This window comes from Sphingomonas bacterium, assembly GCF_028289855.1.
In the GTDB taxonomy this organism is placed as follows: domain Bacteria; phylum Pseudomonadota; class Alphaproteobacteria; order Sphingomonadales; family Sphingomonadaceae; genus Sphingomonas.
The window spans coordinates 1-13,389 of the sequence record NZ_JAQGKZ010000085.1 but is presented as its reverse complement, the minus strand read 5'-3'; the positions used below and the strand labels follow the sequence as shown (position 1 = coordinate 13,389).

Below are 13,389 nucleotides of genomic sequence, written 5' to 3'. Positions count from 1 at the left end.
TCAGCTTGAACCCGACCACTTCGGGGATCAGCATCGACACCGGCTGCCCCAGCATCGCGGCCTCCGCCTCGATCCCGCCGACGCCCCAGCCGAGCACGCCCAGCCCATTGACCATCGTCGTATGGCTGTCGGTCCCGACCAAAGTGTCGGGATAGGCGATCATCCGCCCGCCATCGATCTTGCTCCCGTCGGCATTGGCCTGCACCGACGACCACACCGCCTGGCCGATATATTCGAGGTTCACCTGGTGACAGATCCCCGTCCCCGGCGGCACCACGCTGAAATTGTCGAGCGCCTTCGACCCCCATTTGAGGAACTCGTACCGCTCGAAATTGCGCGCATATTCCAGCTCGACATTGTCCGCGAACGCCTTGGGCGTGCCGAATTCGTCGACCATCACCGAGTGATCGATGACCAGATGCACCGGCACCAGCGGATTGATCTTCGCCGCGTCGCCGCCCAGCTTGGTGATCGCATCGCGCATCGCCGCCAGGTCGACCACGCACGGCACCCCGGTGAAATCCTGCATCAGCACGCGCGCCGGGCGATACTGGATCTCGCGGTCGGGCGCGACCGGATTAGCCTGCCAGTCGATCAGCGCCTGCACGTCCGCGACCGTGACGGTCACCCCGTCCTCGAACCGCAACAGATTTTCGAGCAGCACCTTCATCGAAAAGGGCAGCCGCGAAATGTCGCCCAGCTTCGCCGCGGCCTTGGCGAGCGAAAAATAATCGTACGACTGCCCCCCGGCGGTCAGCGTGTCGCGCGTTTGAAGCGTATCCTGGCCGATGGCGGTCATGCGGGTCCTTTCCCCTGATGTGCGGCCAGTCGTGGAGCGCGGCGGGGAGGCGGGGGCTGAGGCGTGGCGCCGGCCCCTCGCGCGGGCGCGCCCGGACGGGCGAATGCGAGAGTCGCGCGGGCTGTAGCAAGGGGGAGGGGTGGGGGGAAGGGTGGGGGTGCGGTGCACCGTCGACCCGCAAGAAGCTGTTAGCCGCCCGGTAGCCCTGAAGGCCCCTCTACTTGGGGAGGCAGGGGTTCCCGCGCATTGGCGATCGCCTGCTCTCGGGTCTGCTGATCGCCGGCCGCAATAGCTGGGAATGGATCAACGACGCCGGTTGGAGCGTCGGCCTTACGAAAACTCGCAATGTGCACGCCGAGTATATGTACCGTTTGAAGAAGCATAATATCGTTGTCCAGCGCCTCCACCGCAGCTGAAGCAGTGAGATTGGCGTGAAACGGCGAGTCCACCCGATAGTTTTCGGTGACTGCTTTTGCATATGTATAGAAGCGGGCAATTCGATCGGCGAAATAAGGATGGAGTAGGCCGAGCTTTGAGTTGAGTGCTTCGTATGTTGAGAAGTAATTATGCGTAAGATCAATGACAAGCCACTGACCTGGCCCATCGCCATGGCCCGACGCTACCAGCTCTGCGTTGGCAGCCCGGCATTGGTGAAAGCCAGCAAGAAAGCTTCGGTGATCGGCGAGCCTGTTAACTGCTTCCACTTCAGCGCAGAGCGCTGAAAGTACACCCTCGGCCTCACGTTGCCTCGCCCAATTGGATTCCCACGCTCGCATCCCGCCGCCGAGTGCGATGCCAATTAGACCGAACAAGGCAGCGATTATCGTAGGGCCCATTTGGCGACTCTATGCCAATTTGCGATCTAGCGCTAGTTCTAGTTATGTTCTAACTTTTGACTGTGCGATCGAAGAACCGTTTCAACCATGCAGTCTGAGCACGGAGGAAGCTTGCCCGTGCACCTATTGCCTCTGAGCCTTTCGTATCCATCACTATTCTGAACGAACCGGCAACCTGAACAGCCGTAAGCGCGGCTTCCGAGAGAACAGCCATTAAGGCGGTGATTTCTAAGAATGGGCCGCAATGCACCGCGCTCGCACTTGGATCAGGCACAAGCATGATTGCTCCCTCCGGCGTAGCGTGGCCGGCTAGCTTGCTGAGTTGCTCATACGCTGCCTTGCGCTTCATTCCGGTAAAACCATCGCGTTTATCGAGGGCATCCCGCACAGCGAAAGGTGAGAACGCCTTCTTTCTCTCTCGATCTGACATTGTGCGCCATCGCGTCACCAAGGCGGCATCGGTGGAAAAGTAGTCCAAGAGAAACGCGGTTTCGAGCAAATCTCGGATGTGCAAGGCCGATGCCTGATAGTAACCGGAGAGTGCTAACTTCAGACAAGAGGCAAGAGCGTTAAAGCAACGGATGCCTAAATTACCGAGTACCAACTGATCCTCGTTCTTGACCTTCGTCGAGGGAAGCAAGGCTTGGAGCAGGTTCATGGACTGCTCAATCATGACAAGATGTGCGGCTAGGCCAGGCATCTCGGCGATACGCCGCAGCGATTCCTGTCGCAATGTTTCCTCGCCGTCATATAAGCGCGTGATATTGTCAGGCACGACCATTGTAGGCGTCTAGTCCCTCCTCAGGGACGCGAAAAGGCGACACGGGAGTAAATGTCGGACGGCGCTCGCAGCGCCGCCGACCCGGCGCGCCTCAAGCCGGGATTTAGCTGCGCTAAAATCCTGCGGCCGCCGTGACGTTGACTATTAACCCTCGCACACCGATATTCGGTATCGATAACACAGGAGCTGACGATGGTTGCGTTGCGCAAGCCCGATCCTCGCCCTGTCCGCAAGGCGCGGCCGACCGGCGAAAAATTCGATCCCGCCACTGCGCACAAGCAGGCCAAGGAGCTGTATCCCACGGTGATGGCCAAGCTCGCTGAGTGAGCGAACCGGCGTGGATTGATGCCGACGAGCTGGTCGAGTTCAACCGCCTGACCGTCGAGGACACCGGCAAGCCGCATCTGCTGCTCCATCCCGATATGCTCGACAGCGCGGTTCACCGCCCGCGCCAGGTGCGCGATATCGGCGGGGTCGAGGATGTCGTGGCGCTCGGCTGCGCGCTCGCCGCTTCGATCCCGCAGAACCATCCGTGTCAGCAGGCCAACAAGCGCACCGCGCAAGCGGCGCTGTTCCGCTTCCTGTGGATCAACGGGTATACGTTTCGCGATCCCGACGACGCGGCGCTTGCCGAGCTGTTGATCGCGCTGATCGAGCATGAACTGTCGGAAGAGGAATATGCCGCGGCGATCGACCGGCATGTGGTGGAGCGATAGGCGGTCGGCGTCCGCATTTTCTTCTGTCCTACAAGAGTGCCGATGCGATAAATGGCTGGCTCCTTTTCGACGGACAGGAGCATGCCATGCCCAAACCCCGCGCCTACACGCACTGGACGGCGGACACCTGCACCGCATTCTTCATGGCGCTGCGTTTTCACGGCGCGGCAACGCGCGCGGCGGCGGAGATCGGGCGGTCGGTCGCCAGCGCCTATAAGCGGCGCGATCGCGATGCCGGTTTTGCCGCGCGGTGGGACGACATGCTCGACCAATGGCGCGCCGCCAATCTGGCCGGGACCGACGACGATGCGCGCGCAGCCGTGGCGCTGGACGAGGCGCGCGCGATGCCCAATCGCGAGCGCTTTGACGGGCTGACCCCGCTGCGCCAGCGCGCCTTCCTGCGCGCGCTGAGCGAGACGGGCGCGTATGCGGAGGCGTGCCGGCGCGTCCGGCTGTCGGCGACGGCGGTGCGGCGGATGCGGGCGCGCTATCCGTCGTTCGCGGCGGCGTGCGACCGCGCGCTGGGCCTGTCGCTGGCGACGCTCGAACAGGCCGCGGCCGAGCGCGGCGTGAGCGGGATCGAGGAGCCGGTGTGGCATGCCGGCAGGGTGGTCGGCACGCGGCGGCGCTATTCGGACGGGCTACTCAAGGACTTGCTCGCCGCCCAGCGCAAGCGGATCGCGGGCGAGGCGGCGGCGGCGGCGGCCGCCACGCCGGAACCGAAGCTAAAGCCGTGGCAACGGCCGCGCACACTGGACGAGGTGCGCGATTCGATCCTGGAGAAGCTGAGCAACCTGGATCGATACGACCTGGAACGGCGGGCGGGGGAGGCGGAGCGGTTGCTCGCGGAAGGGAAGATTCCCTGACGCGGCGGCGGCGGATTTAGCGAAGCTAAATCCCGGCTCAAGCTGCGTCCGGCCGGCGGCGCTGCCAGCGCCGACCGACGGCGCGAATTCACTTCGCGCCGGGCATCCGCGACTAGAACAGCGTCGTAATCCCATAGAACGCCGCGCCCACCGCGGCGCTGGCGGGGATCGTGATCACCCACGCCATCACCACGTTCTGCGCCACGCCCCAGCGCACCGCGCTCGCGCGCCGCGCGACGCCCGCGCCGATCACGCAGCCGGTGATCGTGTGCGTGGTGGAGACGGGGATGCCGAGCAGGCTGGCGGTCATCAGCGTGATCGTGCCGCCCGCCGAGGCGCTGAAGCCCTGGTGCTGCGACAGCTTGGTGATGCGGCTGCCCATCGTCTCGATGATCTTCCACCCGCCCGCCAGCGTGCCCACGCCCATCGCGATATAGCAACTGATCGCGACCCAGTGCGGCACTTCGAACTTGCCGTGGAGCCAGCCGGTCGAAAAGAGCAGGACGGTGATGATCCCCATCGTCTTTTGCGCGTCGTTGAGCCCGTGGCTGAGCGACAGCGTGCCGGCGGAGATCAGGTGGAGCACGCGGAACGACTTTTCCGCGCCGGTGTTGCTCGACCGCGAAAACAGCCAGCTGGTCAGCAGCATGATCGCCATCGACACGATCATCCCGAGCAGCGGCGAGACGACGATGAACAGCAAGGTCTTGTTGAGGCCCGTCCACTGGATCCCGCCGATCCCGGCATGCGCGACGCCCGCACCGACCAGCCCGCCGACCAGCGCGTGGCTCGACGACGAGGGGATGCCTTTCAGCCAGGTGACGACGTTCCAGAACATCGCCCCGACCAACGCGCCGAACACCACGGCGGGGGTGATCAAATCCTTGTCGATCAGCCCCTTGCCGATCGTTTCCGCAACCTTGTGCAAGCTCGGGAAGGCGATCGTCAGGAAGTAGGCGGCGAAATTGAACACGCCCGCGAAGATCACCGCATGGACGGGCTTGAGCAGCCGCGTGGAGACCACCGTCGCGATCGAATTCGCGGCGTCGTGCAGCCCGTTGAGGAAATCGAACGCCAGCGCGACGACGATCAGCCCGATCAGCAGGGGGAGGGCGAGTTCATGCATCGGATGAGCCTTCGCTGATCGTTCAGGCGTGATCGATGACGATGCCGTCGATCTCGTTCGCGACGTCCTCGAACGCGTCGACTACGCGCTCGAGATGCTTGAACACCTCGCGTGCGACCATGAAGCGGACCGTGTCGGTCGACGCGTATTGCTTGAACATGCGCTTCAGCCCGGCGGTGTGGATCTCGTCGGCATGGCTTTCCATCCGCACCACCCGCTCGGTCAGTTCGTGGAGCCGCGCGCCGTTGCCGCCGACGTCGCGGAGCAGCGGCATCGCCTCCGCGGTCAGCCGCGCGGCGTCGACGATGATCGCCGCCATGTCCTTCATTTCCTGTTCGAACACGCGCACTTCGTACAGGTCCATCGCCTGGACGGCGGCCTGCATCTCGTCGATCGTGTCGTCCATCGAGCCGATCAGGCTGGTGATCGCGCCGCGGTCGAACGGCGTCAGGAAGGTCTCGCGCACGGTCTTGAGCACTTGCCGCGTGATGTTGTCGGCGTCGTGCTCGCGCTCGATCACTTCGCGGATATGGTCGGCGGGCTTGCTGTCGTCCTCGACCAGCCGCGCCATCGCGTCGGCCGCGCTGACGATGGTGACCGCGTGCGCCTCGAACAGGTCGAAGAAATTGCCCTGCTTGGGCAACAGGCGCTGAAACCAGGCGAACATGGGACTGATCCTCGATTGAGTAGCGGCGATCACGCCGAGCCGCTTGGTCGCGGCCTTGAATTCGGACGGGCCGAACGAACGGATGAGGTCGGCGAGATCGGCTTCCTCGACCATCTCGGCGGCGTCGTTGAGGCTGACCCAGCGGCGCTCGCGCTGACCTTGTTCCTTCCAATGCTCGAGCTCGCGATTGACGGCGAGCGGGAACACATCGACATCGACCATCAGCGACGCGCCGTTGCGCTGGCGCTTGCGGTAGCGATAGCTGCCGAGCGGGGTGGGGCAGATCAGCCCGCGCACGCCGGCCTCTTCGTCGGCCTCCAGCGCGGCGGCGGCATGCGCCGACAGGCCGCTGGCGGGGTTGCCCTTGGGGATCACCCAGCGCTTGTTTTCGCGGGAGGTGATCAGCAGCACGCGCACCGCCGCATCCACCGCGGTTCCGTCGGTGCGATAGGGCAAGGCGGCGATCTGACGAATGAAATGGCTCCCCGGCGCGTGGTCCCGCGAATCCCCATAAGCGGGCGGCACGGCACGACGGCTCTATTGCGCTAATATGACAGTGCTGTGAAACGCGCAGCGCGCACGCGAGCAGTGCAGCTGGTTGCGAGACGCGCCAGCGCGGCCGGCGCGTCCGACGAAGACGCGGGATTTATGCCCACGTCGCGCCCGGTGACCGGGATATCCTGCAATGTTGCTCGCTCGGCATTGCGCGGCGGGCGGATCGGCGCTGGATTGATGTGGAGGTAGGACGTAAGGTCGAGGGGGAGGACGATATGGCACGTTTGCTGAAAGTTCGTGGTGCATACGGGCATGCGCGCATGCTGGCCGCGGATTTCGACGGGCGCCTGAAAGATGGTGCCAGCTTCAGGCTTCGCGGCAGCGCAGACGGCATCGCGGATGGTGACCTTATCGCATTTTTCTATCCCGACGGGGTCGGCGCCGGAATTTGCGTGGAGGAGGATGACGACGGGCTGTGCGCTCACGTCCGGGCGGCACCGTCCATGTCCTTTCGTATCGGGATCGATGATCTGGGCGATCGGGTTTTTGCCTTTCGGCCGGCTCCCCAGCATCTCGCACTCATTCCACAACTTCGTGCCGACGGCGCAGGCGTGTTGCTTCCGCACTGAGATAAGGCAATCCTATCTGATTGGGGCACTCCTGTGCGATATTGCCGCCTGCGCTGGTCGATCGCGATCCTGTTGCCCTTGGCGGTTTTCCCCGCACACGCCCAGGACGCTGCCCCTCAACCGCCGCCGTGCCGTCGCGTCGCGGACACGCCCAGCATCCGCATCGACCCCGCCGCTGCGGCGCGCCTCGCGGAGATCGGGCTCGACCGCACGGGCGTGTTCGAGCGGATGGCGGAGACTTCGATCCCCGAGACGATGGGATGTTGGGCGATGCCGACGGGCAATTTCGACAGCCAGCTGATCTCGGTCGGGATGGCGCAGTGGAATTTCGGCACGGGCAGCCTGCCGCCGGTGCTGGCGGCGTGGCGCGACCGGTTCCGCCACCGCCGCGATTTCAAGCGCGCGCGCAAGGCGCTGGCGCCGGTCTATGGCAAGTTGCTGTTCTCGAAGGAGTGCCTGGCGGTGCCGGTCGCGGACAAATGCCGCGCCGCGATCCTTGCCGCCGAGGATGCCAAGGGCAAGCTCGACCCGGTATTCGCCGCCGAACTGACCGCGATCTTCGAAAGCGACGCGATGCTGCAGGTCCAGACCGACACCTATATCGCCTTGCTCGACAAGGTGCGTCTCGATCTGTTGCGGGTGTTCCCCAATGGCCCGATGACGCCGCGCAAGGTGCGTTGGGCGATCGACACGCGCGTGCAGCAGGGGTTCCTGCCAGGCGACGAGGATATCGCGAGGCTGCGCGCCAAGCTGGCGGTAATGCCCGAGGCCGATCGCTGGCCCCGGCTGCGCGCGATCATCGACTGGTACGGCGCGCTGGCGCGGACGATCGATCAGGACGGCATTTCGCGCGACGCCCCCTGGAACGTCGCGGCGTGGAATTGCCTGATCGACGCCGGGCGCGTCGATCCCGAGCAATACGAATTGATGAGCCTGACTTTTTTGCGCAGCCGCACCGCGATCGGCAATTCGGGGCGCTGGCAAGCGCTGGCGTTCGAGCGCCGCGCCAAGATCGTGCTGGGCGTCGGCAGCGTCAGCGGAGTACGAGACGGGGTGTGCGAGCGCCCGGCGGGCTAGTTTGTCAAGTTCAACGCGCGCTTGGCTTGGCTCAGCCAGACGTTACGCTCCGGCAGATTGCGGATGTTGCTGGTCCCGAGGAACCGCCGCGCGGCCAGCGCAAGGTCGTCGCGATCGGCGGCATCATTGCCTCGCGCGTCGCGCCACACCGCGCCAGCGATCGCCAGCCCGATCTCGAGATCGTTGGCGAGATCCGGGGATGCGATCAGATCGACACCCACTTCCCGACCATAGCGCGCATAATTGTATCGCCCGGTGATGAAGAACAGCCCGCGCCCGCGATAGCGCCAGCCGTCGCCGCTTGCAGGCGGACCATTCGCGAAGCGGTTGGCATAGACGACGTTGGCGACCGCTTCGGGTTTGCCGACGAGTCCCTCCGCCATGGCGAGCGACGTGATGCGGGAAGAGAATATCCGGCGCAGCATGGCGGCCGAATAGCCGAACTTTTCGGTCTGCTGCTGGAAACCCGCGCTTTCGTATCCGACTGAGGCAAGAAAATAGGCAAGCCGCTTAGGCGTGTTGATCTGATATTTTTCCAGCAAGTCGCGGCGCTTGAGCAAGACGTCGACGAACGACTCCTTGCCGTGCGCAAACTGGAGCAATTGTTTGCGGTCGAGCGATTGGAGAAACGGCGAGGTGGCCGCCCAGACCACCGCGGGTCGCGGCGTATCACGCACTTCCGCCAGTGCGCCGCTCGAAAACGCCCAACGCCCGGCGCGTACCAGCCCGTTGATATACATCGGCATTTGCAGCGTGTCGGTGTCGGTATAAACGCGCGACTGGACGTCGTCGAACAACGACACGACCGAATCGCTCGGCTGTTTGTCGAGCGCCTCGATCAGGCGGTGCGAATAGGGGCTACTGGTCAAGCCGGGGCCTTCGTCAGCCGTCGCGTCGGCGCGCGTCGCGAATGCGATCAACACGCTGCCGTGCAGGCCCATGTCGTGGAGCCCACGGGGGTCGCTTGGGGTGCGGTCGTCCTCGTACCAGTCGCGGCACGCGTCGAGCACCAGGATGTTCACGTCGTTGTTCGCTTCCTCCATCGCCTGCAGCAAGTCCGGGACGGGAACGCCCTCGCGCTGCATGTCGGCCGGCGTTTTCGCATCGGCGTCGGTCGGCACCAGATAATTGTTGCCGAACGCGTCCTGCGCGGCGTGGCCCGCATAATAGACGAACGCGATGACATTGGGCCCGGCGTCGCGCAGTTTTTTGGTGAAGGCATCGATCGCCGGTTTCAAATGCGCGGTGTCGAGGTCGATCGTGTCGGGCTGCACGTCGAAGCCAAGCCGGCGCAGCCGATCCGCCACCGCCCTGGCGTCGGTCAGCGCGTTGGGAAGCGGGTCGTTATGGCCGTACGTACCGTTGCCGATGATCAGCGCGATCCGGAGCGGGGGCGGGGTCGCCGATCCCAGACAGAACAAGGCAATCGCGAGCATCGCGAGCTTGCGGAGCGACATCCCCAATCCCCCCTTCGTCGATCGATCAGGCCGAACGGAGCCCCTTTTCGAACAGCAATGCCTCGGCCTCGCGCCGGCGGAGCAGCCCGCGCGCGTTGGGATCGCCCTGCCAGATGCGTTTCATCGAGCGGATTTGCGCCGGGATGTCGGCGAAATTTCGCGCCGCCATCAGCTGTTTGATACGGTACATCTCCTTGCGCTTCACGCTGTTGGGCGACATCGCGGGACCGCGATTGTAGATCAGTGAGACCAACGCGCCGAAGCAATCGTCGGGCAACTCGGAACAATTGGGGTACGCCTTTTCGGTGTCCTTGGTCGGATAGGGAATGAAGGCCATGAACTGTGTCCTGGCCGGTTCCCACGGAATGACGACGCTGCGCACCGACGCCAGCGCATTCTTGGCCGCGAGGCCGCCAAGCCCGGCGACGGTGTAGAGCAGGCTGCGGTCGGCCTGCGGCAGCATCGGCCAGTCGCGGTCGATAAAGGCGCGGTTGGCGAAGCGCAGGTCGTATCCGACGCCGATCGTGACACCGGACTGGCCCTTGGGCCAGATCGGGCGGCGATACTTCGCCTCGTAGGCGGCCGGGCTGGCGACCTCGAACGCGATGATCATGTCGAGCGCGGTCTGCGACAGCTTGCGTGTCGATGGCGTACCGTGCCCGACACCGCGTGTCACCGAAGGCTCGCGATAGGCCCAGCTATCCTCGACCATCGAGGGGTCGGCCGCGACTTCCGCCAGAAGTCGCGTCAGGTCGTCGGTCTGCGCCAGACCCCGGACGGGATACAAAAGTGCCGTGGCCCCGGTTGCCGCGATGAAATGACGTCTGTTCATGTTTCCCCCCATGAAATTTCCCCGACGCACGATATCGTGAATCCCTATCGCGATCACGCGAATTCTAGTCTTTTGTACCGTCGCACCGCGAAGCTACCTGATCGATGCAGGACGAGTGCGCATTTGCAGTGAACAACCGAAACGAACCATATAAACATGGGGTCGGCGGAACTATAATGGCAGTATTATGTTGGGTTATATGAGGTTCCTTAAGAAATATTAGAATCGTGTTCTGAGAGTGGCCAATAATGATCCAAGTCGATATGACCGCGCCGGCGACATTATGCCGGACGACGGGCGACTCATCCGCCTCACGCTCTGGGAAAGTCAATGAAGCAGTTGCAGTCGCTCATGGGCCGTTCGTCATCATGGCGCATGGTTACTTGGCGCAACCGCTGGCCAAGCGGTCCGCGTTCTGGATCAGGAGCGCGCAGCGCAACGTGATGCCCGCCGAAATCGAGGAAACGATGCGCCGCTGGCACGACCGCAGCAACGGCGCAGATCAAAGCCGGGGCGCCATCGTCCTATGATCGTCAATCTCAGTACCGTGCAAAGCCCGTTCTCTCTCTGACGGACGATATTCACATTCTGGCGCTTGCTAGATCGATATTTCGGCGATAGTCGAAATATCGATCTAGCCGGAGTCTTGTCGATGCAATTACCGACTGCGGTGGAGGCGCTGTCCGCGCTGGCGCATGCCAGCCGGCTGGCCGTGTTCCGGCTGCTGGTTCGCGCGGGGCCGGAGGGCATGCCGGCGGGCGAGATCGCGCGCGAGATCGGCGCGTTGCCCAACACATTGTCGTCGCACCTGACGATCCTCGATCATGCCGGATTGGTGCGGTCGCGGCGCGAGGGCCGGTCGATCATCTATTCGGCCGATTACGACCGGATGCGCGACCTGCTCGGCTTTCTGGTCGACGATTGTTGCGCCGGGCGCCCGGAGATTTGCGCGCCGTTCGCCAGTCCGTGCGGCGAGCAGGTGCGATGACGCTGTCGCGGCGCCTTGCCGCCGAATTGCTCTGCACCGCCTTGTTGCTGGCGATCGTGATCGGGTCCGGCATCATGGGCGAGCGGCTGGCGCAGGGGAATGACGCGATCGCGTTGCTCGGCAACACGATCGCCACCGGCGCGGGTCTGGTCGTGCTGATCCATATGTTCGGACCGGTTTCGGGCGCGCATCTCAACCCGGCGGTGACGCTGGCGATGTTGCTACGGCGCGATATCGCCGGCCGGACGGCGGCGGCGTATGTCGTCGCGCAAGGCATCGGAGCGATCCTCGGCGTGTGGGCGGCGCACGCCATGTTCGCTGAGCCGATATGGCAAGTGTCGAGCAAGCTGCGCGCCGGACCGAGCCAGGGCCTTTCGGAATTCGTCGCGACGTTCGGATTGATCGGGACGATCATCGGCACGCAGCGGTGGCGACCCGACTTCACGCCCGTGGCCGTCGGCCTTTATATCACCGCGGCTTACTGGTTCACTGCCTCGACCTCGTTCGCCAACCCCGCCGTCACCGTCGCACGCAGCCTGTCCGACACCTTTGCCGGCATCGCGCCGGTGTCCGCCCCGCTGTTCATCGTCGCGCAATTGGCCGGTGCGGTCGCAGCGGTGGCGTTCTTCGGCTGGCTTTACCGACAGGACCGACCGGCATGACCGGCGGTTTTGCGATCACGATCTATCATAACCCCGATTGCGGCACCTCACGCAACGCGCTCGCGATGATCGAATCCGCCGGCTACGCGCCGACTGTCGTCGAGTATCGGACCGTCGGCTGGACGCGACCGCTGTTGACCGGGCTGCTGGCCGCGATGGGCGCGAAGCCGCGCGACGTGCTGCGCGACAAGGGTACGCCAGCGGCCGCGTTGGGCCTGCTCGATCCGGGCGTGAGCGACGATGCGATCATCGAAGCGATGCTGGCGCATCCCATCCTCGTGAATCGCCCGATCGTGGTGAGCCCAAGGGGCACCAGGCTGTGCCGGCCGTCCGAAGCCGTCCTTGACTTGCTCGACCGTGTCCCGGACGATTTCGTCAAGGGAGACGGCGCGTTGGTGCACAAGGTGCGATAACGATGCGGTTAGAAACGGTTTGCTGACGGCTGAGCGGTTTCCCGCGATAGATCGGCGATGACCGCGATCACCGCCGATGCGATGCCCCAGCGGCCCGGCCCCGTGACGCTGGGCGCGGCATTCTGGGTCTGGCTTAGAATCGCGGCGCTGTCGTTCGGCGGCCCGGCGGGACAGATTGCGGTGATGCACCGCATCCTGGTCGAGGAGAAACGCTGGATCGGCGAGCACCGATTCCTCCACGCGCTCAATTATTGCATGCTGTTGCCGGGGCCCGAGGCGCAGCAACTCGCCACCTATATCGGCTGGCTGCTGCACAAGACGCGCGGCGGGATCGTCGCCGGGGTATTGTTCGTTTTGCCCGGCGCGATATCGATCATGGCGCTGAGCTGGGTGTACGTTCTGTACGGCAAGCTCGGCATCGTCTCGGCCCTGTTCTTCGGGCTCAAGGCGGCGGTGCTGGCGATCGTGCTCCAGGCGGTGATGCGGATCGGCAAGCGTGCGCTCCGCAACACGACGATGCGGCTGATCGCCGGTGTGGCGTTCGTTGCGATTTTCTTCGTCGGCGTTCCGTTTCCGGCGATCGTGCTGGCGGCCGGGCTGATCGGCTTCATCGGCGGGCGGCGCGGGGTCGCCGCGTTCAAGGCCGGCGGCGGCCACGGATCGAGCGGCGGCGCAGTGATCGCCGACGCCGATACCCTGCTCGGCGAAGAGCTGCCCGACCATGCCAATCCGTCGTTTAGGCAATCACTTCGCGTGGCCTTGGTCTGGCTCTTACTGTGGCTGGCGCCGGTTGCGGTGCTGCTGGCGCTGCTCGGTTCCGGCAACGTGTTCAGCCAGATCGCGACGTTCTTTTCGACGATGGCGATGGTGACGTTCGGCGGCGCCTATGCCGTGCTCGCCTATGTCGCGCAGGAGGCTGTGCAATCCTATCACTGGCTTACGCCCGGCGAGATGCTCGACGGGCTGGGCATGGCGGAAACGACGCCGGGTCCGCTTATCATGGTGCTCCAGTTCGTCGGCTTCCTCGGGGCTTATCGTCATCCCG

General features: G+C 64.3%; 17 protein-coding genes. 10 read left to right on the top strand and 7 right to left on the bottom strand.

The features are described from left to right. From JWM94_RS10050 to JWM94_RS10040, 3 genes are all read right to left on the bottom strand, one after another. A partial coding sequence (locus JWM94_RS10050) for an aconitase family protein (RefSeq protein ID WP_299425945.1) occupies positions 1-799 on the bottom strand: 799 nt, incomplete at its 3' end. A gap of 188 nt (positions 800-987) precedes the next feature. Further along, positions 988-1,635: a hypothetical protein gene (locus tag JWM94_RS10045; RefSeq protein WP_299425942.1), complete on the bottom strand. Its 648-nt coding sequence runs from the start codon at positions 1,633-1,635 to the stop codon at positions 988-990. A gap of 49 nt (positions 1,636-1,684) precedes the next feature. Next, positions 1,685-2,416 (bottom strand): hypothetical protein, encoded by a 732-nt coding sequence (locus tag JWM94_RS10040; RefSeq protein WP_299425939.1) that lies wholly within the window; start codon positions 2,414-2,416, stop codon positions 1,685-1,687. A 192-nt stretch (positions 2,417-2,608) separates the two neighbouring features. Here JWM94_RS10040 and JWM94_RS10035 point away from each other — a divergent pair, with 192 nt between their 5' ends. From JWM94_RS10035 to JWM94_RS10025, 3 genes are all read left to right on the top strand, one after another. Continuing rightward, positions 2,609-2,743, top strand: coding sequence for a hypothetical protein (locus JWM94_RS10035; protein WP_299425936.1), 135 nt, complete (start codon positions 2,609-2,611; stop codon positions 2,741-2,743). Beyond that, positions 2,740-3,132: a Fic family protein gene (locus tag JWM94_RS10030; protein ID WP_299425934.1), complete on the top strand. Its 393-nt coding sequence runs from the start codon at positions 2,740-2,742 to the stop codon at positions 3,130-3,132. Before JWM94_RS10035 ends, JWM94_RS10030 begins: the two co-directional genes overlap by 4 nt. A gap of 86 nt (positions 3,133-3,218) precedes the next feature. Further along, positions 3,219-3,998 (top strand): hypothetical protein, encoded by a 780-nt coding sequence (locus JWM94_RS10025; protein WP_299425931.1) that lies wholly within the window; start codon positions 3,219-3,221, stop codon positions 3,996-3,998. Positions 3,999-4,110: 112 nt separating this feature from the next. Here the strand turns inward: JWM94_RS10025 and JWM94_RS10020 are convergent, their stop codons facing one another. Together JWM94_RS10020 and JWM94_RS10015 are read right to left on the bottom strand one after the other, a co-directional pair. Beyond that, positions 4,111-5,124: an inorganic phosphate transporter gene (locus JWM94_RS10020; protein ID WP_299425928.1), complete on the bottom strand. Its 1,014-nt coding sequence runs from the start codon at positions 5,122-5,124 to the stop codon at positions 4,111-4,113. Positions 5,125-5,146: 22 nt separating this feature from the next. Continuing rightward, complete coding sequence (locus JWM94_RS10015; protein WP_299425948.1) at positions 5,147-6,247, bottom strand: DUF47 family protein; 1,101 nt, start codon at positions 6,245-6,247, stop codon at positions 5,147-5,149. A 314-nt stretch (positions 6,248-6,561) separates the two neighbouring features. Here JWM94_RS10015 and JWM94_RS10010 point away from each other — a divergent pair, with 314 nt between their 5' ends. Both JWM94_RS10010 and JWM94_RS10005 read left to right on the top strand, forming a co-directional pair. Further along, positions 6,562-6,915, top strand: a complete 354-nt coding sequence (locus tag JWM94_RS10010) for a hypothetical protein (protein ID WP_299425925.1) — start codon at positions 6,562-6,564, stop codon at positions 6,913-6,915. A 33-nt stretch (positions 6,916-6,948) separates the two neighbouring features. Then, on the top strand, positions 6,949-7,992 hold the full coding sequence (locus JWM94_RS10005; RefSeq protein ID WP_299425922.1) for a hypothetical protein: 1,044 nt from the start codon (positions 6,949-6,951) through the stop codon (positions 7,990-7,992). On the opposite strand, the gene JWM94_RS10000 is transcribed toward JWM94_RS10005, so the two are convergent. Further along, complete coding sequence (locus JWM94_RS10000) at positions 7,989-9,449, bottom strand: caspase family protein (protein WP_299425919.1); 1,461 nt, start codon at positions 9,447-9,449, stop codon at positions 7,989-7,991. The two genes, JWM94_RS10005 and JWM94_RS10000, sit on opposite strands and share 4 nt — an antisense overlap. Positions 9,450-9,474: 25 nt before the next feature. Next, the gene (locus tag JWM94_RS09995; protein WP_299425916.1) at positions 9,475-10,281 is read right to left on the bottom strand and encodes a hypothetical protein; all 807 of its coding nucleotides are present in this window, start codon (positions 10,279-10,281) and stop codon (positions 9,475-9,477) included. A 248-nt stretch (positions 10,282-10,529) separates the two neighbouring features. Between JWM94_RS09995 and JWM94_RS09990 the strand changes: the two genes are divergently transcribed. From JWM94_RS09990 to chrA, 5 genes are all read left to right on the top strand, one after another. Continuing rightward, a complete protein-coding gene (locus JWM94_RS09990) occupies positions 10,530-10,811 on the top strand; it encodes a hypothetical protein (protein WP_299425913.1) in 282 nt (93 codons plus the stop codon). Between the two features lie 122 nt (positions 10,812-10,933). Next, positions 10,934-11,269 (top strand): helix-turn-helix transcriptional regulator, encoded by a 336-nt coding sequence (locus tag JWM94_RS09985; protein ID WP_299425909.1) that lies wholly within the window; start codon positions 10,934-10,936, stop codon positions 11,267-11,269. Further along, positions 11,266-11,931, top strand: a complete 666-nt coding sequence (locus JWM94_RS09980) for an MIP/aquaporin family protein (protein ID WP_299425906.1) — start codon at positions 11,266-11,268, stop codon at positions 11,929-11,931. Before JWM94_RS09985 ends, JWM94_RS09980 begins: the two co-directional genes overlap by 4 nt. Next, positions 11,928-12,344, top strand: a complete 417-nt coding sequence (arsC, locus tag JWM94_RS09975) for an arsenate reductase (glutaredoxin) (protein ID WP_299425903.1) — start codon at positions 11,928-11,930, stop codon at positions 12,342-12,344. The genes JWM94_RS09980 and arsC overlap by 4 nt, the downstream gene beginning before the upstream one ends. Positions 12,345-12,401: 57 nt before the next feature. Continuing rightward, a partial coding sequence (gene chrA, locus JWM94_RS09970; protein ID WP_299425900.1) for a chromate efflux transporter occupies positions 12,402-13,389 on the top strand: 988 nt, incomplete at its 3' end.

What these genes read in the sequence shown, in the direction of transcription:
- JWM94_RS10045 (WP_299425942.1), bottom strand. Translation starts at nt 1,635, where the DNA reads ATGGGCCCTACGATAATCGCTGCCTTGTTCGGTCTAATTGGCATCGCA.
- JWM94_RS10040 (WP_299425939.1), bottom strand. Translation starts at nt 2,416, where the DNA reads ATGGTCGTGCCTGACAATATCACGCGCTTATATGACGGCGAGGAAACA.
- JWM94_RS10035 (WP_299425936.1), top strand. Translation starts at nt 2,609, where the DNA reads ATGGTTGCGTTGCGCAAGCCCGATCCTCGCCCTGTCCGCAAGGCGCGG.
- JWM94_RS10025 (WP_299425931.1), top strand. Translation starts at nt 3,219, where the DNA reads ATGCCCAAACCCCGCGCCTACACGCACTGGACGGCGGACACCTGCACC.
- JWM94_RS10020 (WP_299425928.1), bottom strand. Translation starts at nt 5,124, where the DNA reads ATGCATGAACTCGCCCTCCCCCTGCTGATCGGGCTGATCGTCGTCGCG.
- JWM94_RS10010 (WP_299425925.1), top strand. Translation starts at nt 6,562, where the DNA reads ATGGCACGTTTGCTGAAAGTTCGTGGTGCATACGGGCATGCGCGCATG.
- JWM94_RS10000 (WP_299425919.1), bottom strand. Translation starts at nt 9,449, where the DNA reads ATGTCGCTCCGCAAGCTCGCGATGCTCGCGATTGCCTTGTTCTGTCTG.
- JWM94_RS09995 (WP_299425916.1), bottom strand. Translation starts at nt 10,281, where the DNA reads ATGAACAGACGTCATTTCATCGCGGCAACCGGGGCCACGGCACTTTTG.
- JWM94_RS09990 (WP_299425913.1), top strand. Translation starts at nt 10,530, where the DNA reads ATGATCCAAGTCGATATGACCGCGCCGGCGACATTATGCCGGACGACG.
- JWM94_RS09985 (WP_299425909.1), top strand. Translation starts at nt 10,934, where the DNA reads ATGCAATTACCGACTGCGGTGGAGGCGCTGTCCGCGCTGGCGCATGCC.
- JWM94_RS09980 (WP_299425906.1), top strand. Translation starts at nt 11,266, where the DNA reads ATGACGCTGTCGCGGCGCCTTGCCGCCGAATTGCTCTGCACCGCCTTG.
- arsC (WP_299425903.1), top strand. Translation starts at nt 11,928, where the DNA reads ATGACCGGCGGTTTTGCGATCACGATCTATCATAACCCCGATTGCGGC.